The sequence below is a fragment of the Filimonas lacunae genome (genome assembly GCF_002355595.1).
GTDB lineage: Bacteria > Bacteroidota > Bacteroidia > Chitinophagales > Chitinophagaceae > Filimonas > Filimonas lacunae.
Map to the genome: position 1 here is coordinate 7,440,459 of NZ_AP017422.1, position 19,923 is coordinate 7,460,381.

Sequence of the window (19,923 nt, forward strand, 5' to 3'; positions counted from 1 at the left end):
ATATAACAAGGGGAAAGGAGCTCTTTTACCAGATTTTAGTACGTTGCGCTTCTGGCTTGTATAATTTATCACCGGGCTTTACATCAAATGCAGCATACCAGGCGTCCATGTTTACTATAGGGCCATTGGCACGTGCTTCGCCAGGGGAGTGTGGATCGGTAAGCAATAACTGCGCCTGTGTTTTAGGTACTGCATTGTTACGCCATACCTGTGCCCAGCTTAAGAAGAAGCGTTGTGCGGGCGTAAAACCATCTATCTTTTTACCTTCTTTAAACTCCTTGGTTTTAGTATAAGCTTCATAGGCAATGTTTAAACCACCTAAGTCGGCCAGGTTTTCACCCAGGGTAAGTTTGCCGTTTACATGCAAAGTGTCCAGTACGGCAAAGGCATCATATTGTTTTACCACTTCATTGGCCTTTGAAGTAAACTTGTCTGCATCTTCTTTAGTCCACCAATCTTTTAAGTTGCCATCAGCAGCAGACTGGCGTCCCTGATCATCAAACCCGTGGGTCATTTCATGGCCGATCACTGCACCGATACCGCCATAGTTTACCGCATCGTCGGCACCGAAGTCGAAAAAGGGAAACTGTAAAATACCGGCAGGGAAAGCGATTTCATTATTGGTTGGGCTATAGTAAGCGTTGATGGTTGGAGGTGTCATGCCCCATCTTGTTTTATCAACAGGCTGGCCCATACGCGTTACCATATCATTATAGCCCCATACGTTACAGCTGCGAACGTTGGACATAAGGTCGTTACGGGTAATTACAATACCATCGTAAGTTTTCCATTTATCGGGATAAGCTATTTTTTTAGTGAAGGCATGTAACTTTTCCAGCGCCTTTTCTTTAGTAACATCACTCATCCAGTCCAACCTTTTAATACGTTCTTCAAACGTAGCCTGCAGGTTGTTCACCAGGTCCAGCATGCGCTGTTTGGCTTCTGGTTTAAAATACTTTTCTACGTATAACTGGCCCAGCAGGTCGCCCAGGTCGCCATCAATCAGGCTGCTCATGCGCTGCCAGCGTGGCGTTTGTTCTGCCTGACCGGTCAATACCTGGTTAAACTCAAATGTTTGTTTTACAAAAGCACTGCTGAGGTAAGGAGCCGTTGTTTTCAACACTGCCCAGCGCAGGTAGCTTTTCCAGTCGTTCAGTGGCACGGCGCTTAACAAAGCATCTGCTGTTTTTAAAAACTGTGGATTGTTCACCAGTACGCTATCACCGGCTTGCACCTTCATTTTACCAAACAGGTCGGCCCAGTTTAAACCCGGAGTAAGAGTGGCCAGGTCTTTTACCGCATATTTATTATACAGTTTATAAGGATCGCGCATTTCCACACGGCTGAACTGAACTTTAGCCAGTGCAGTTTCTATACGTAATACAGCGTCGGCACTGTTGTTAGAAGCCATAGCCCCTTCACCCACTAATGCAAACATCTTTTGTAAATGAGCGCGGTAAGCTTCCCGGATAGATCTGCTGCGCGGATCATTTTTCAGGTAATAGTCTCTATCGGGCAATGTAGTACCACCCTGGCTTAACTGCACAATGTTGGTGGTTACGTTCTTGCGGTCCTGGCCTACAAACATGCCAAACAGCGGAGCGCCAAACCCTTGTGTGCGTAAGCTGGCTATTTCATTGATAATTTCTTCCAGGTTGCTGATCGCTGCCAGGCGGCTAAGATCGGGCTGAACCGGCAGGAAACCTTTGGCTTCAATAGCGGCACTATCCATGGCGCTGGTGTAGTAGTCGCCAATCATTTGGGTAGACCTGTCTTTGCCTGTGTTTTTAGCCGCTTCTGTAAGCAGTGTCTGCAGGCGCTTGCTGCTTTCTTCACGTAACACGTCAAAGCTTCCCCAGCGTGTTTTACTGCCTGGAACAGGATTGTTTTTCAACCAGCTGCCGTTTGCGTAGCGATAAAAGTTATCGCCGGGTTTAACGGCCTGGTCCATATTGCTCTTATCAATGTACTTGGGCTGGCCGGGCTTATCTGGTCCGGCAAAGGATACTGTGCCTGTTAACAGCGCACCCGCCATAAGCACACCATGTAAACAAATGCTATTTCTCATGCTTTTTTATTTCTGGGTAAGAAAATAATAAGGCGTAAAATTATTATTTCACCGCAAACGCTTTTACTTTATTTAGTTAAAGATGGTGAATTGATAGGCGAACACTAAGAGGTTATGAAAAAATATTATTTGTTAGGGATTTATGGGGCCTGGATAATGATGGCAGCCGGTTGTGCTGTACAGAAAAGCCAGGTGGTAGCAGAAAACAAAGGGCTGCAGCAGCTGCCAGAACTGGCATCGGCCCATGTGGGTATTTGTATAATGGACCTGGCTACCGGGGCCTATATATACCAATACCAGCCGGATAAGTATTTTATGCCTGCCAGTAATACTAAATTACTAACCTGCTATGCTGCCATGAAATACCTGGGCGATAGCCTGGAAGGATTGGACGTGACGGAATGGCCCGATCATGTGGACATTCGCCCCACAGGAGATCCCACCTTATTACATCCTGATTTTACCATACATCCTATATATAGCTATCTGAAAAACATAGATAAACCCCTACATCTGTTACCCGCTTTATGGACTGGGAAAGCATATGGAACCGGTTGGGCCTGGGACGACTACGCCGACGCCTATATGGCTGAACGCAGTGCGTTGCCTGTATATGGGAATGTAGTAACGGTTAGCGGAAGTAAACCGGTAACTGTAGTGCCAGGATATTTTAGCGCGGCTGTTACGGGGGTGAATGCCGGAGGAAGCGGGTATGTAAATGCTTTCAACCGTTTGTTTCACCAAAATACATTTAGTTACACCAATTCCGGAAAAGCGCTTAAAAGGTATGCTGTTCCGTTTATTACATCGGATAGTATAGCTGTGCAGTTATTAGGTGACACGTTGCATAAGAACCTTATATGGCAACCCATTGTGGCTGTAAAAGACAATGAAGCAGGTGGTAAACAATACGTAATTCACTCGCAACTTACCGACTCTGTGTTGCGTTTTATGATGCATAGGAGTGATAATTTCTATGCAGAGCAATCGTTACTGATGGTGTCACGCTTGCAGCTGCATGAAATGAACACGGATGCTATTATTGCCAGGTTGTTAGCTACTGATTTTAAGAGTATGCCGCAACGTCCACGCTGGGTAGATGGCAGTGGATTAAGCAGGTATAACCTGATATCGCCGCAGGACATGGTATGGTTACTTGCCAAAATGAAAACAGACTTCAGCTGGAAACGTATCACCGGCATTTTGCAAACAGGTAATGAAGGCACGCTGGAAGGATTGTATACCAATTATGCCGGTAAGATTTATGCTAAAACAGGAACATTGAGTAATAACCTGTCTTTAAGTGGTTATTTATTGACTGCTAAAGGAAAGACGCTGGCTTTTTCTGTATTGATCAATAATCATCAGGCCAGTGCAAGTGCTGTTAGAAAACAGATAGAGCAATGGCTTATTGGTATTTTGAATGCTTATTAAACGTTGAAATGAATCGGAGCTTTATTAGGGAGGGTGCCTAGCCATTCAGTATATGGTTACAGGCAGTGTTTAATAAGCGCCGGATGTATAGTAACGGTATTGTGCTTGTTATACAGTTTCTATACAGCCGGGTTATTGAATATTATCGCCCGAACATCTTATCCAGATAATCTTCTTTGTATTCCAGATAAGTAGGATTACCGGTTGGGGTAACGTTAGGCGTGCTGCATTTCAGTAGTTCTTCTACCAGGGTGGCCATTTCCTGCTGGCTTAAAACCTGTCCGGCTTTAATGGCCTGCTGGCGTGCCATGCAGCGTACCAGTTTTTCGCGTTTGCTGAATTTGATATCGCTGCTGAAATGTTTAAACTGTTCAATTAACAGTTCAATAGAATGTCTTTCATTGCCTTGTGAAATATCGGCAGGGGTGCCCTGGATAATAAAGCTGTCTTTACCAAAAGGTTCTACCTGGTAGCCGATGGCTTTTAACTCGGGCAATAGATCGTGTAACAATGCGGCATCAGCTGCGGCCAGTTCCAGCGTAACGGGGAACAGGCTTTGCTGGGAAGCCATACTTTGCGAGTGGGCAGCTATGGAGTAACGTTCATATAAAATACGCTCATGTGCCAGTTGTTGATGCACAACAATAAAGCCACTGGTAACCGGAGCTAATACGTATGTGTTATGCAGCTGTAATAAGGGAGCTCCTTGTATCAGCTGGCGGGCGGCAGGTATTTCAAGAGAGTATAAACTATCAATGCCACCCGTAGAAATGCCTCCTATTTCGTCAAAAGCACTGCCTTCACCAGTTAACCCTGGTAACTTACGTTCTCCAGGTTGTGCCCATCCTCCTGCAGAGGTGCTGTTCTGTCCTTTATTACTCATGCCCTGATCTGTATATTTTCCTGCATTGTATTGATCTGCTGCTGCATTGCTATTACTTCCTGTATATCCACCACCACTATTGCTGCTTTCTCGTCCCAGGGGAGTAAAGGCATCTTTCCAATGCTTCAGTTCTGCTTTGTTGCTGCCCTCTATAGCATGGGCCTGGTGCTTTTGTGTAAATGTTTTGTATAAATCTGAACCGGATGCCGATTGTTGCTGATCGTCGGTAAATGGCTTACTTACTGCATCCAGTTGTTGAATGATCGGGTTTAATGTAAAGTCGAGGGAGGGAGCTACGCTGAAAGTGGCCAGGGAATGCTTCACGGCTGCCTGTACAAATGCGTAAATGATTTTTTCATCCTCAAATTTAATCTCCTGTTTGGTAGGGTGCACGTTAATGTCTACCTGGGTAGGATCAAGGTCTATAAACAACACATACAATGGAAAGCAGTCTTTCGGAAGCATGCCTTCAAAAGCGCTCATTACCGCATGGTTGAGGTAAGGGCTTTTAATAAAGCGGTTGTTTACAAAAAAGTATTGATCACCCCTGGTTTTGCGGGCCGTTTCCGGCTTACCTACAAAACCCGAAATATTCATATAGTCAGTATCTTCTTTCACCTGCACCAACTTGCTGCTGTGCTGGTTGCCCATCAGTTGTAATATGCGTTGCTTAAGGCTACCGGCTTCAAGGTGAAACTGCTCTACCCCGTTTGCGGTAAAAGAGAAGAATATATGGGGGAATGCCATTGCCACATGAATAAACTCATCTATGATGTGGCGCATTTCTGCGGCATTGCTTTTTAAAAAGTTACGGCGGGCCGGAATGTTGAAAAACAGGTTTTTCATGCTAATGCTTGTTCCGAGGGGGCAGGCGCATGGTTCCTGCTTAATAACAGCACTGTTTTCTATTTCCACGTAAGTGCCCAGCTCATCTTCTGCGCGGCGCGATTTCAGTTCCACCTGTGCTACGGCTGCTATAGAAGCCAGGGCTTCGCCACGGAAACCCATAGTACGCACCTGGAAAAGATCGTCTATATTTTTGATTTTACTGGTAGCGTGCCGTTCAAAGCTCATGCGGGCATCTGTTTCGCTCATGCCCTTGCCGTTATCAATCACCTGCATCAGGCTTTTGCCTGCATCATTTACTATTAGTCTTATTTCGGTAGCACCTGCATCTACTGCATTCTCCAGCAACTCCTTTACTGCACTGGCAGGGCGTTGAATTACCTCGCCGGCAGCTATCTGGTTCGCAATATTATCGGGTAATAATTGTATTATATCTGGCACTACTGGCTATCCTTTTTTTGAATCCGTAAAAATAGTACACTTCTACAAAAAGTCAATCAATCAACAAGTTATTCAAAAGAAATGGGCCGGTAAGGTCGGCCCATTTATAATTCTGTTATCTTTTCTCATATCCTGGTGATGCCGGAGGGGTAAATCCTTTTGTTTTAATCAGTTCTTTAACGGTGCTGATGGCTCTTTCCAGTTGCACGTCAATGCCTTTTGCCATTTGTCCCAGGTTTTCATCTTCATAAATATCGGGGTCTACGCCATGACCTTCTTTAAACCAGGTGCCATCCAGATTGTACATTCGGAAGGTAGGAACAGTGATTTCTCCCCCATCAATCAGTTCTGGCGCCCCGGTAAGGCCAATAAGACCACCCCAGGTGCGGGTACCGATAATGGGACCTAAACCCGCTTTGCGGAAGAAGTCCGGGAAGGCATCCCCGCCCGAACCACTCCAGCCATTAATAAGCATTACTTTAGGGCCAAAATGGGCATAAGGTGGCCATGGCCACTGATTGCCTTCGCGTAAGGTCCAGTAAGCGATGGGTTTACGGTTTAACAGCTCAATAAAGCGATCGGGTATCTGGCCGCCATTGTTAAAACGTTCGTCTATTACCAGGGCTTTTTTCTCCCATTGGGCGTTGTACTGCCTGATAAGTTCATTCTGGCCGTCAATACCGGTGCTGGGCACAAAAATGTAACCTACCTCGCCGTTGCTGGCTTCTGCCACTCTTTTGCGGTTGCTTTCTATCCAGGCAAGATGACGTAGCCGGTATTCATCTCCAAGGGTTTTAACGGTAACGGTTTTAGCTCCGGCAAGGCTGGCGGTGGAACTGTAAGTGATTTCTACCGTTTTGCCTGCCAGGTCCTGGAAGGCGGCAAAGGGTTCCTGGGCGGTAGTAATAGGAATGCCGTTTACCGCCAGGATAAAGTCGCCTTCTTTTATATCGGCACCAGACAAATCAAATGGTGAACGGATTTCAGCATCCCAGCTGGCGCCGCGTAGTATCTTTTTAATTTTATAGTATTGTCCTTCCGGTTGCCAGTCAATGCCCAGGTAGCCTACGCTGGTAGACTTTTCCTTGTCTACATCACCACCCCCGTAATAAGTATGGGAAGAGTTGAGTTCGCCAATTAGTTCCCCAATAATGAAGTTCACTTCCTCGCGGGTGGTGGCGTGTTCCAGTATTTTCGCATATCGTTCTTTGGCTTCCGGCCAGTTTACGCCATGAAGATTAGGATCGTAAAAATAATCCCGTTCCAAACGCCATGCTTCGGTAAACAACTGTTTCCATTCCTGTTTAGGATCTACGGTTGCTTTCATTTCACCTGTAGGCACCAGCTTATCTATTTTTTGATTCTCGGCCACTTTTACCACTGCCCAGTTGCCATTTTGTGGTACCAGTAGCTTTTGACCATCTGCTGATAAAGCGTAGTCGGTGACACCGGGTAAAATGGTTTTTTCTTCACGTTCTTCTATATCAAAATATTTGATTGCACCGGGGGCAGGGGCTGCTCCTGTGTTGTTCTGCTTTACATAAAGCAGTTTGCCTTTAGAAGTGGTTAAGTTAGCGTAGTTGCCTGCTGCCAATGGCAACACTACCAGTCTGCTTTCTATATCATCGAAGTCGATGTTAACAGCCTTGCTCGTTTTTTTCGCATCGTCCTCTTTGCCTTTTGTATCTCCTTCTTTTTTAACGTTTACAGAATCGTTGCGGGCGTATAACAGGGAAGGGGTGCTTTTAGAAAGGCTGATGGCTGCTACTTGTGTGGCATTGGCGTATACGAAGGTATTATCTAAATCGCTGTAAGTAGGATTAAAAGCCTGGTTGGTAAACAGGAACAGGTATTTGCCTTCTTTGTCAAATACCGGGTTGGTGCTGGTGTAAAAGCCACTGGTAACCTGGTGTGCCTTTTTGTTGGTGTAGTCGTAAATGAAAATAGCCTCGTGCGGATTTTTCAAATCGCGGGCATAGGCTATCCAGCGACTATCTGGTGACCAGCTGACCCGGAAATTTTCCAGGGCACCATGCATAAAATATAAGGCGCGGTCTATTTCTGTGCTTGTTTTGGTGCTTATATCATAGACATAAATGCGCATAGTTTTATCTATAAACGCCAGCTTTTTACTATCCGGACTCCAGAACAAGCTATAGCGGAAGCCTGCTCCATAGCTGGTGAGCTTTTGAGGTGCTGTTTCTTTTTCAGCATCCTGCAGGTAGAGTTCATATTCACCGGAAGCATCGCTCCAATAAGCTATTTTACTGCCATCTGGCGACCATTCAGGGTAACGTTCGGCTATACCGGATGTATGTGTCAGGTTCTTTACATAGCCTTCCTCAGCTGGCAAGGAGAATATATCCCCTCTTGCACTAGCTAATATTCTTTTTCCGTCCGGACTTATCGAAATGTTCTGCAGGTAACTTTTTACATTTTCCAGGCGTGGGCGAAGAGTTGCCTGGTCGGTGGTGATGTTTACTTTCACTTCTGTAGCCTGCTGTTTGGCCAGGGAATACAGGTAAAGCTTGCCACCGGCTTCATATACAATATCAGAAGGGCCTAAAGAAGGAAAATGCACATCAAAATCTTTGAAGTGTGTTAACTGCTCGGTGGCCTTGGAGTTCACATTGTAGCGCCACAGGTTCATACGGTTTTCCTGGCCCCGGTCGGAGAGGAAATAAATAAACTGGTCGTGCCACATCGGAAACTCATCACCTGCTTCATCATCGGCTGAAATATCAACAGAAGTAAGGGATGTAAAATCGAAAATGTGAATATTGGCCTTCATGCCGCCCCGGTATCGTTTCCAGCTGCGAAATGCCTGGGTGCGAATGGCTACGGCCATCTTTTTACCATCGGGACTATAGCTGCCAAATTCGGCATAGGCCAGTGGCAATTTGCTGGCAGAGCCGCCTGTAGCAGCAATGGTATAAAACTGGTTAAACCGTTCTTTGGTGCTTTCGCGTATGGAAGCAAATATTACCTTTTTGCCGTCGGGTGTCCAGTCCACCACGCGGTCTGTATAGCCATGTTGTGTTAATCGCAGGGGAACGCCGCCGGAAACAGGCAATACATATACATCCTTATTGCCGTCATAATTACCTGTAAAAGCGAGCGTTTTGCCATCGGGAGAAAATTTTGGGAAGGATTCTACGCCGGGAGGGGATGTTATTTTAATAGCCTGCCCCCCTTCTTTAGGGATAAGCCAGATATCATTGGCGTAGGTGAAAACAATTTGTGTTTCGGAAACATCCGCAAAACGGAAAAGTCCGGCATCAGGCTGTGCAAGCGCTATTGTGCTGAAAAGCAGTCCCAGCGCCAATCCTGATAAAGTTTTCGTCATGATAGTGTTATTAAGTTAACAAAACAGGTTGGGAAAACAATATAAAAAGAATGCGGGACTGTTGGGGTCGGGAAAGGATGAATGGTTAAATAATGGTAAATACCTTCATTCAGGTATTGTTTAATGACGAAGCAAAATCTATCTTGCGCTTTTTCTCATGTGTGTAATTATCAGTGGCCCCTGTAGTCTTGCAGGGGCAAATAATTAAACGAGTTGATTTTTAAGCAGTTGATTTATAACTGCCGCATGACTTTGCAGGCATAAATGCCCCCCTCCGCTCATTACAAAGCCCGCTTTTGAATAGCCTGCCCATAGTAATTTGTCTTCACTTCCATGAATTTGCAACAGGTTAGCAGGCTTTTCCTTGTTTTTCCAGCGACTTATTTGTCCGATGGCCCATTGCATAAATTGCGGTTCGGTTGCTTTTATGTAACTGTGTACCAGTTGTTGGGTGTGTTCGTCAAAAGGACCAAAAAGCCAGTTGGCTATCTTTCCCGGCTTTTTGATGATTCTTTTATAAGGCAATATTTTTTCAAGGCGCAGTTTGCCTGCTATGCGGTAGAGCAGGGGTAACTCGCTGCGGGAAGAAGCGCTGGAAATGAGTACCAATTGCTGCGGAGGTAGTATTTTACTTATTTCAGTTGCCAGCATGCCACCAAAAGACAAACCCACCAGGATAAACGGCTCTGCGCCGTTTATCTGCTGAGCAAAACGTTTGGCATACTGGGTCAGGCATTCTGTTGCCTGTGGGGCAATCCATTCTAAATGAACCTGCTCAAACCGGGCAGGTAACACTATCTTATCAAAAGCCCTTTTGTCGGCGCCTAATCCGCTTATAAAATATGCTTTCATAAATAAAGGCTGTATGGCACAGGCCTATTTTCTTTTGAGTATGTATTTTGTTTCGCCAAAGTCTACTTTAGAGCATTGGTTGCTGGTGCTGTCTTTGCTGATACACTTTAACTGGTAAATAAGCAGTGCATCATTCACAAACTTAAAACCGAAGTGTTCTGCAGGCTTGCCCGGGCCTTCCATTATCAACTGGTCTACATCTAACGCCACATCATTATAGTCTAGTATCGGGCTGTACGAAGTATAGCCATCCAGGCCCTTTACTTCACCGGTTTCTTTAAACTCTACAGTAGTACCATTAGAAGTGGTGTAGTTGCCGCGGAATAATACGGTAGAAAGGATAGAGAGGTCCTGAGTGGGGTTAACGCCCTGTGGGATTTTTACAAAAAATTCGTTGCCTATTTTCAGTCTGTCCGGAGCCAGTACTTCTATGTCGATAGTAGGGTTAGGGCTTTTTTCATCCCACAGCTGGTATTTGCTACCGTTTTTCACTACCACCAGGTTTTCACCACCATCATGAAACCCAAAAATGAAATTGGTAGGAACCAGGGTTTTACCTGGAATGTTGATCCCGCTTTTTTCTTCTACTTTCTGGGATGCCTTTGGCGATTTGGAACGTTTAACGTTAGAAATATAAGTTTCATTTACCCACAAGCCTGTGAAGTAAACTTGTGTGTCCAGTTTAGAAAAAGTAGAGGCTATCGGATCGGCAGGCGCAACAATAGAGGGCTGGTTTTGAACGCCCGAGCCGCCGCATGAGCTTACTGCTGCTGCTATTACAAAAAGACTTAATAACAAGGTGTTATAACGTGCAAATAACATGTTTACAGGGGTTTATTTTGGTAAATTCTCCGCAAAGTATAGTTTTTATGCTTATTTGTTTTTGTTAGTGGGTAAAAACCTGTAAAACCGGCCTGTAATGGGTGTATTTTAGCACCTATTATGAGTGACAGCTTTGTACTTACTGTTGATTATCAGGGCAAAGAAAGAAATTTTGCTGCCGAGCTGCTGGTAATGGGGTATACGCACAAATTCAGGGTAACCATTGCAGAGGGAATGGATGTTTATTTTGAAAGAGATGAGGAAGGACGCTATCGCGCGGTGATACCACCCGAAGCACGAAAAGACCAGGTGCCGGAGCCTGACATCGCTTTATTGCAGGCGATTGCTCAAACTATTGAAACTATATTGGAATAAAAGGGAGGGTGTGGTTTTTTCAAAAGAACCTGGAAGTAACTAAACACTGTTTCGGTTTTTCAGATAATGCCGTTATGAATAAGCCCAAGGCTATACATGTCTGAATCTTACCTAATAAAGGTAACATCTTAATAGCTATGCTGAATACATTTGCCGCGGGTTGGCGGATTTTAACTTTTAATTGCATTTACAAGTAACCAATATGGGAGAGGGAGGGCAGCGCTATTTTATTATCAACAAGCCTTATAACATGTTATCGCAATTTGTGAGTTCACATGACTTGCGATTGCTGTGTGATCTGGATTTTGATTTTCCGCCGGGAACACATGCTATAGGCCGGCTGGATAATTTGAGTGAAGGGTTACTGATTCTTACAACCAATAAAAAAGTGACCCGTTTATTGTTCCAGGGCGAAGTGCCCCATAAGCGAACCTACCTGGTAAAGGTGGCTTATGAAGTAAAGGAAGAAACCTTACATCGTTTACAAACCGGTGTAGCCATATCGGCTGCCGGTGGGGAAACATATATGACTTCGCCTTGCGATGTTGTTATTGTGCCCGAACCTGCAAACCTGTTTCATCATGAATTTGAAACCAAAGATTATATACCCCATACCTGGCTGTTGATTCATCTTACAGAAGGGAAGTTTCATCAGGTGAGGAAGATGGTGCGTGAAGTGGGACATAAATGCAAGCGTTTAATCCGGGTGGCCATTGAAGACCTACAGCTGGAAAATATGCAACCAGGTGAAGTGAAAGAGATAGAAGAATCTACTTTTTTTAAACAATTAAAGATAGAAAACTGGCAATAGGCGGTGTGTTCGATTGATGTTGACACAGTAAAAAAGAATTGTATAAATAAAATCATATAATTAAATTTCAGAAACAACAGACAGTTTTTCCCATAGCCAAATGAAAAATCTGAGATCTTTTTAATGATTTATACAATAGCCTATGTATTCTCAGCAGCACGTAAATGATGACCATGCAGTACCTTATCTGCCTGACTATCACACCTCCGGTAAAAAACAAGCATATGACTTTGTCTTATCTGCCCTGGGGTTTCCATACGAGAACGAAGCAAAGGCGAACTGCTGGTTAGAGGAGGAAGAAGATAAGGTTTCCATGTCCGAGGACATTAAAAAAGGGGTAATGAAGCATGTGCAAAGTGGTGGCCCGGTAACCTTAAAAGACATATCTTTTCCGGGAGAATCCTCCTCATTTCCTTCTTATTCATTTTATTCAGAGTAGTGTTGGCCATAATTGGCGCTTATATTCGCACTACAAATCCAATCTCCCCACAAATTTTAAAGTTGCGACGGCAGAAATGCCTGAGGTTTAAATATCCGCTCTCATGCAAAAGCATGAATGCAGTTAGTTTTGGTAAAAAGCGCCCTGTATTTCCATACGGGGTTTTTTCTATATTCGTATTCCGAACCTTTTTAAATAAAACTTTTTGTTTACAGTACCGCTTGATAAACTACCACATATGGCCACTCGAACTGCTTTAGACACTGTTTACCTGGTGAATGACACCGGTAAAGATGTTTCTCTTGAAATTATAATTGGCGCTATCGGGCAAACGGCGTCTTCCAGTATAGAGCTGGATGACCAGGTATTAATTGCTGATCAGAAAGGGAGTTTGCCTGAGATGAAGGTGGGCATTAACCAGTTACTCAGTAACAAAGAGCTGCGTGTGATAAGCACAGTTACAGATACCTCGCAGGACTCTAACTATACTGAAATGATTCTCCGGCTACGAGGCGGAGTAGTTTTCAGAGAGTATGTGCTTTCTAAAACAGTGGATGAAAACGGAGAGTCGGTTCCTTACCTCTGCATTATTAAATTTTACAAGGCCTGATATAATGAAGACAAAAATTGTTTTGTTAAGCGTTGTATACATCGCTTTTTTTTCATGTGTGATAAAAGCGCAGGATACCACCATTAATCTGGACTTATTAAAAGCGCCTGCATCACCGGGGGCTAACTTGTTGGGTTTTGCTACCAGTGATATAGAAAAACCTACTGATATTTCGGCCTTTATGCTTTCGCTGCAATCAGCTACAGGTTCTTTTTCCAAACTGCCTTCCAACTATGCTATTGATCTGGCTCCCTACTGGTTATTGTCGAAACGTACCGACTTTACTACTGCAGGGCTGGCTAAAACAGATTTCAAAAATGTGTTTAAACAAACGCTGGTAGTTTCTTTAGCTATCAGAAACCCGGAAGATTCTTCGCTTAGCACTTTCAGGGCCGGAAATACCTATGGCGCCATAGGGTTTAAGTTTTCCCTGGTCCGACCTGCTTATGACAAGGAAACCACCAGGCGTTTAAATCATATCTGGGCAGTACAGTATAGTATCAACCGCAGCCGAAGTGAAGCTTTGCGTAAATGGCGGGAAAATGATCCGGAATATACCCGGTTATACAAACAACGTAGTTATATGCTGGATACTGCCAAAGACAAACTGGCTTTTACCGAGTCGCAGGCGTACAAAACCATCTCCGATTCTATTAACGCCGTTGTAGACCAGTTTAATAATGACGATTTTAAGAAATACGACCTGAAAGCTTTAAAGGATAGCGCTGCTTCTTTTGTATTAAACAGGCAGGGGTGGTCGTGGGATGTGGCGGGTGGAATTAGTGCAGCGTTCATGGATAAAAGGTTCGATTCTTCCAATGTGCATAATGCCGGAGTGTGGACTACGTTTGGATATACAGATAAAAAGGGGAGTTCTCTATTGGGTATTGTACGTTATTTATATAATCCCTCCCAGGTTTTTGCCAAAGACAATGAGCCGAATACAGAAGAAAAGTTATCGACCCTTGACTATGGGGTGCGTTATATTTATGCAAACGAGGCTTCTAAATTCAGCGCCAGCATGGAAGCTTTATATAGAAGTGTGGTGTCCGGAAGTTCCATTAAGCCATCCTGGCGGTTAATATTCAATGCAGATTATGCTATCTGGAAAAACCAGAAACTGACTTTTTCGTTTGGGCGCAATTTTGATGGCGTAGTATCAAAAGGCGGTAACCTGGTGGCGGCATTGAGTTTCTTAACGGGGTTTGGCAATAAACGCTAAAAGCACTTAGCAGCCTGCCTGCTTTATTATATAATTATGAAGCGCCTGACATCAGGGGCACTTAGCCATGTTTTAAGGAAAAAACAAGGTTCAAAAACGGTGGGGAACCTGCTGATAGTATTATATTTACAATACTTTGCTTATAAGGGATGTTCCGGGAATTTATTCCTCACACCTGCACTGAACATTACCCTCCCCTGGCAAGAACATAAATAATTATGTACACGCAGTGTAGTGATGCAGAAATAATAGAATTCATCAAAAAAGATGATGCAACCGCTTTTAGTGCGTTGCATCAGCGCTATGCACGTTCCTGTCATAATGTTGCATTCAAAATCACCAAAGATTTGCAGGCGGCAGAAGATATTGTTCAGGACATATTTATGAGTCTCTGGAAAAATCGTGCAACGCATCAGATTGAAGATATCAGCAAATACCTTTTTACCTGTACCAAATATGGCGCTATCCGATTCCTCTCTAAAAGCAAGCGCACATATATGCCTGGTGAGCAAATGCCGGAGCAGGCTACAGGGAAAACCCCTGAGGATATTTATAACAGCAAGTTTCTAATGGAACGTCTGCATGCGGAAATAAACAAACTTCCCGAAAAATGCCGGACGGTATTTATTGATAGCAAGCTGAACGGCTTTTCTGCCAAACAAATAGCAGAGGAGCGCGGATTGTCTCCCCGCACCGTAGAAAAACAGCTGGAAACAGGTATGGGCAAAGTGAAAAAATCACTGGAAAAGGTAGCCACCCTGTTTTTTTTAGCTATTGCAATTTTTTTTTAGAATCGAATACGTATTTATTCATTTAGCTTACTCTTTATAGTTATAACACCACTATGGATAACTTACCAGAGGATATATTACAGGCGTTACATCACTATGCAGATGGACAGGCTACCGCTGAGGAAATTAAAGCGGTAGATGCCTGGATTTCCGGTTTGGATTTTGAGGAAGCTTTGGCTCCCGAAATAGAATCTGAGCTGGATAAGATATATAATCGCTCTCATGAGAGCCTAATGCAGGCTGTTCATGAAAACAACGAAAAGAGATTACCAGGTAATCTTAGGCCGTTGCTAACCTATTCAAAAATTGCCGCAAGTGTAATCGGGTTGATTATACTGGGTGCAGGCGCTTTTTGGGCACTGAATCACTCTAAAAATCACCAGACCGGTACTATTGTTGCCCAAAGCGGGCCAATAGTACCGGGTGGCAAAAAAGCTACGCTGGTGCTGAGTAATGGAAAACAAATTGATTTAAGCACTGTTTCTGTTGGTGGCGAGCTGGCTAAAGAAGGGAATGCCGGTATTCGTAAAACAGCAGAAGGACAGATCGCATACGATATTAGTCAGGCCGTTGCTAATAACAAGTCAGCAGGGTACTTGGGCCAACTGATAAACACCATAATAATTCCGAACGGAGGTGAGTATTCGCTAACTCTCTCCGATGGTACAAGGATTTGGATGAACGCAGCTACCAAGCTGCGTTTCCCATCCGAATTTCAAGGTACCAGCCGTACCGTTGAACTGTTAGAAGGGGAAGCATATTTTGAAGTGGCCAAAAATGCTTCCCAACCATTCCACGTTATTACATCTTCTTCTTCCAAAGAAAAAGCCATGGATGTTGAGGTGCTGGGAACCAGCTTCAATATCAACACTTATCACACTATTCAGGCTACACTTGTAAGCGGTGCCGTTAAAGTTGCTGCCAGCAATAACACACAGGCCTTTGTACTGAAACCAGGCGATCAGGCCAACATGCTTGCGGGTAGTAACATTGAAGTGGAAAAAGATGTAGATATTGAGAGTGTGATAGCCTGGAAAGAAGGATATTTTGAATACGAGAATACCCCGCTTACCAAAGTGCTGGACGATTTAGCCCGCTGGTATAACGTAAAAATCGTTTATAAAAGCCCTGTAAAAAAAGAAACCACCATTACCGGTAAATTCAACCGTAGTAATAAGCTCGAAGAAACCCTGGAAAACATTCGCTTTATCGGCGTGAAACTGGAATACAAAGTAGAGAACAGAACCATTTTTATCAACTAAGCCAGTTATTTCCATTCATTTTGCTGCCATTTTGAATATTATCTCGTCTATTACGGCGACAATTCTTTATTGGTTGAAGAATTATTGTCATTTTTGCCTTAATCTGTAAGTGCTTTAAAGCCAAATAGCAGTAAATTAAGGTATGAATTCTATTAACCCTTCCGTATCCTTCAAAATTATTTGTGTCTTACTTCTCGTTTTCTGCATTGCAGCAAAAACTTATGCCTATAGGCAGGAGCCTACTGTTTCCCTGGATGTTCATGATGTTTCCATTGAAAAGGTGCTGAAGCTGATTAAAAGACAAACTGGTGTTGCCTTTACTTACCAGCCTGAAATATTCAAAAATGCACCCTTAGTTACCATAAAGGTTAAAAAAACTCCCCTGGAAGAGGTGTTAAAAACGCTTTTTTCCAAAGGCGGCTATCTTTTTAGGATCAATGACAAGTCTGTTTTAGTAAGGTCTGGCAATAATTCGCCGGGCGACAAAAATCAACGTACTACAAAAGACACCCTGTACGCTGTTACAGGTATGGTGGTGAATGACAATAATGAACCCTTAGCTGGGGTTACTGTATCTGTAAAAGGAGGGAATCGTTATGCTATCACTGCAGATGATGGCACTTTTACACTCACAAAGTTGGGACTGAATACACAATTGGTAGCCAACTGTCTGAACTGTGAAAGAACAGAAGCTTCTGTAGGGGGCGCACCTGCCATCACTATTGTAGTGAAACCCACCGTAGCGCAGCTGGAAGATATAAAGCTGAACCCTGTTACAGGGTATCAGAAAATACCGAAGGAAAGGGCTACAGGATCGTTTGTGCTGCTTAGCCAGGAAGATGTTAACAGGGCTTCCAGTACGGATATTTTAAGCCGTATCAGTAATATTACCAGTGGGATGTTGACCTCAACTGTAGATGGAGCTACCAGACTTACAACGGGGCCTAATACGCAGGGATTGGGGTATTCAATAAGAGGGGTAAGTACACTTTCTCCTGTTGAAGTGAATACCAACCCGCTAATCATTTTAGATAATTTTCCATATGAGGGAGATATGCGTAATATCAATCCTAATGATGTTGAATCTATTACTGTATTAAAAGATGCTGCTGCTGCAAGTATCTGGGGAACCAAAAGCGGCAATGGCGTTGTTGTTATTACAACTAAAAAGGGAGCATTTAATCAAAAGCTGCAGTTGGAATTAAATGCGAGTACTACCATTAAAGGAAAACCTAAACTGAAAGAAGCCAAAGGATACATAAATACAGAAGATTATATTGAGCTGGAAAAAGATCTGTTTGATAAGGGGTATTTTAACGATGACATAGCCAATACGACTACCTTTCCGGCATTATCTCCAGTGGTTGAAATTCTGGCAAAGAAACGTTCAGGCCAGATAACTGCTGCGGCGGCAGATGAGGCCATTAACGCTTACAAAAAGAATGATGTAAGAAATGACTGGTTGAAGTATGTATATCAGAAAGCCATAAATCAACAATATGCTGTAAACCTTCGTGGAGGAACAAAGGATGTCAGATATACCTTTTCGGTAGGACATGATAGAAACAGAGACAATCTGGTGCGAGACGGTTATCGTCGCACTACATTTAATGTTACCAATATATTTACACCTCTAAAAAATCTAGAAGTAACACTTGCAGCTAATTATAGCATGAGCAAGTATTTATTGAATAATGATATTGGGTATGGTGATATTAGTTCAAAGAGTGCTAAAACTCCTTTGCTCTATCCTTATGCGCAATTAGCAGATGCAAATGGAAATGCAATGGCAGTTGTAAAAGACTACAGGCAGGTTTATGTAGATAGCATTAGTCAATTAGGCTTTATGGATGCAACATATCGTCCATTAAATGATTTAAAGCTTGCTGATAATATCACAAACAGGAATGATCTGCTACTAAGAGCAGCTGTTAAATATAATGTAGCTAAATTTTTACAACTCGAATTACAATACCAACGGGAAGAACAGATTTCAACTACCAGAAATGAAATGAGTGAAGATGCATATTCGACTCGTTATTATGTGAATCTTTTTTCACAGTATAATAGATCTTCCGGTACTTTTATTTATAATTTCCCAAAAGGCGCTATACTGGAAAATGCACGTTATAAATGGTTAATTCAAAATGGGCGGGGACAAATAAATTATAATCAACGATTCAACGATCATTCTATTACTGCAATATTGGGGGCGGAAATAAAAGAAAGTGCTTTTAGCGGCGCCAGGGTGGCTTATTTAGGGTATAATGATGTTACAGGGACTTTTGCTCAAAATGTAAATTATAATAGCTATTATAATACTAATCCATCTGGCAGCAACACCATTTCTAATGTGTATTCAGGTAATTCAAATGGCGGGTATGTATTAAATAGATTTATTTCTTATTATACAAATATTGGGTATAATTATAAAAGCAAATATGATTTAACGGTAAGTGGCAGAAGAGATGGTACGAATTTATTTGGAGTTAAAACCAATAATAAGATAACGCCTCTATGGTCAGCTGGTTTAGGCTGGACAATCAGCAATGAGTCTTTTTACAAAGAAAGCTGGCTTCCATATTTACGCGGTCGCTTTACTTATGGTTATAATGGCAATATTTATAATGCAGGTTCTGCCTATACAACAGGGTTTTATTCTACAGATCCTACTACTCAGGTTCCAATCATTTCTATTATCGCTTTAGGAAACCCACAACTTAAATGGGAGAAGGTCCGAAATGTTAATCTTGCTTTAGACTTCAGAACTAAAAATGAAATATTAACTGGTACTATTGAGGCTTATATTAAAAAGGGAGAGAATTTGGTAGAAGTATATTTACAGCAGCCTCCACAAGTTGGTAATGCAGGGAAAGTATATAGGAATACTGGCAGTACTGTTACACATGGAATGGAAGTAAAGCTTACTTCTCTTAATATTCAACATATAAATTTCCACTGGAGTAGCACATTGTTACTTAACTTGATGAAGGATAAGATATTGTCATATAATACCCCACCAGGAGCTATTAATGTTATGACTGACAATGGCAATCTCTTGTATGTAGTAGGGAAACCTTTATTTGGGTTATTAAGTTATAAATGGGCAGGACTTGATCCACAAACCGGAGATCCCCAGGGGATTTTAAAAGGCCAAGTGAGTAAGGATTATACAGGGATTGTTAATAACTATAATATCGATAGTGTAGTATATTCCGGATCAGGTGTGCCTTCTATTTATGGCTCGTTCAGAAATGATTTTAATTACAAAGGAATTTCCTTGTCCTTTAATATTACATATAAGTTCGGTTATGTTTTCCGTCGCCCTGCTGTCTCTATTAATGAACAAGATGCTTTATATAATAATTATTCCTCTGCTTATTATTCTTCGCGTTGGAAAAAGCCGGGAGATGAAAAAAATACTGTCATCCCTTCACTTTTGTATAACTCTAATGATAACGGGTATAGGAATGCTTTTTTTCAGTACTCCGAGGCGTTGATAACCAAGGGTGATCATATTCGCTTGCAAGATATTCGAGTAGGCTATACTTTTAATACGGGCAGTACTATGAAAGCTTTTAAAAAAATGGAAGTATATTCTTACTTGTATAATGTAGGGATTCTTTGGCGGGCGAATAAATTTAATATAGATCCGGATAGTATGGATATGCCACAGGCGTTGTCGGTTTCCTTTGGTGTAAGAGCATCGTTATAGTTTGAT

Annotated in this window: 14 protein-coding genes; 9 read left to right on the plus strand and 5 right to left on the minus strand. The window is 42.8% G+C overall.

Annotated features, from left to right (window positions below; translation table 11 throughout):
* Positions 1-25: 25 nt before the first annotated feature.
* A complete protein-coding gene (locus FLA_RS29510) occupies positions 26-2,068 on the minus strand; it encodes a M13 family metallopeptidase (protein ID WP_076377117.1) in 2,043 nt (680 codons plus the stop codon).
* Between the two features lie 114 nt (positions 2,069-2,182).
* On the opposite strand from FLA_RS29510, the gene FLA_RS29515 reads away from it, so the two are divergent.
* The gene (locus FLA_RS29515) at positions 2,183-3,502 is read left to right on the plus strand and encodes a D-alanyl-D-alanine carboxypeptidase/D-alanyl-D-alanine-endopeptidase (protein WP_076377119.1); all 1,320 of its coding nucleotides are present in this window, start codon (positions 2,183-2,185) and stop codon (positions 3,500-3,502) included.
* Positions 3,503-3,644: 142 nt separating this feature from the next.
* Here the strand turns inward: FLA_RS29515 and mutL are convergent, their stop codons facing one another.
* From mutL to FLA_RS29535, 4 genes are all read right to left on the minus strand, one after another.
* Entirely contained in the window at positions 3,645-5,672 is a 2,028-nt protein-coding gene (gene mutL / locus FLA_RS29520; RefSeq protein ID WP_076377121.1) for a DNA mismatch repair endonuclease MutL, read from the minus strand.
* Positions 5,673-5,787: 115 nt separating this feature from the next.
* Complete coding sequence (locus FLA_RS29525; RefSeq protein ID WP_076377123.1) at positions 5,788-9,018, minus strand: S41 family peptidase; 3,231 nt, start codon at positions 9,016-9,018, stop codon at positions 5,788-5,790.
* Between the two features lie 204 nt (positions 9,019-9,222).
* A complete protein-coding gene (locus FLA_RS29530; RefSeq protein ID WP_076377125.1) occupies positions 9,223-9,870 on the minus strand; it encodes an alpha/beta hydrolase in 648 nt (215 codons plus the stop codon).
* 24 nt (positions 9,871-9,894) lie between these two features.
* Positions 9,895-10,692, minus strand: a complete 798-nt coding sequence (locus FLA_RS29535; protein ID WP_076377127.1) for a hypothetical protein — start codon at positions 10,690-10,692, stop codon at positions 9,895-9,897.
* Positions 10,693-10,812: 120 nt separating this feature from the next.
* Between FLA_RS29535 and FLA_RS29540 the strand changes: the two genes are divergently transcribed.
* The 8 genes from FLA_RS29540 (at position 10,813) to FLA_RS29580 (ending at position 19,917) form a co-directional block, all read left to right on the plus strand.
* Complete coding sequence (locus tag FLA_RS29540) at positions 10,813-11,067, plus strand: hypothetical protein (protein WP_076377129.1); 255 nt, start codon at positions 10,813-10,815, stop codon at positions 11,065-11,067.
* A 202-nt stretch (positions 11,068-11,269) separates the two neighbouring features.
* Positions 11,270-11,878 (plus strand): pseudouridine synthase, encoded by a 609-nt coding sequence (locus FLA_RS29545; protein ID WP_076377131.1) that lies wholly within the window; start codon positions 11,270-11,272, stop codon positions 11,876-11,878.
* A 142-nt stretch (positions 11,879-12,020) separates the two neighbouring features.
* On the plus strand, positions 12,021-12,317 hold the full coding sequence (locus FLA_RS29550) for a hypothetical protein (RefSeq protein ID WP_076377133.1): 297 nt from the start codon (positions 12,021-12,023) through the stop codon (positions 12,315-12,317).
* A gap of 238 nt (positions 12,318-12,555) precedes the next feature.
* Positions 12,556-12,927: a hypothetical protein gene (locus FLA_RS29555; protein ID WP_076377135.1), complete on the plus strand. Its 372-nt coding sequence runs from the start codon at positions 12,556-12,558 to the stop codon at positions 12,925-12,927.
* A 4-nt stretch (positions 12,928-12,931) separates the two neighbouring features.
* Positions 12,932-14,149, plus strand: a complete 1,218-nt coding sequence (locus FLA_RS29560) for a hypothetical protein (RefSeq protein WP_076377137.1) — start codon at positions 12,932-12,934, stop codon at positions 14,147-14,149.
* 218 nt (positions 14,150-14,367) lie between these two features.
* The gene (locus FLA_RS29570; protein WP_076377141.1) at positions 14,368-14,940 is read left to right on the plus strand and encodes an RNA polymerase sigma factor; all 573 of its coding nucleotides are present in this window, start codon (positions 14,368-14,370) and stop codon (positions 14,938-14,940) included.
* Positions 14,941-14,993: 53 nt separating this feature from the next.
* A complete protein-coding gene (locus FLA_RS29575; protein WP_076377143.1) occupies positions 14,994-16,202 on the plus strand; it encodes a FecR family protein in 1,209 nt (402 codons plus the stop codon).
* Positions 16,203-16,344: 142 nt separating this feature from the next.
* Positions 16,345-19,917: a SusC/RagA family TonB-linked outer membrane protein gene (locus FLA_RS29580; RefSeq protein WP_076377145.1), complete on the plus strand. Its 3,573-nt coding sequence runs from the start codon at positions 16,345-16,347 to the stop codon at positions 19,915-19,917.
* The last annotated feature ends 6 nt before the right edge of the window (positions 19,918-19,923 follow it).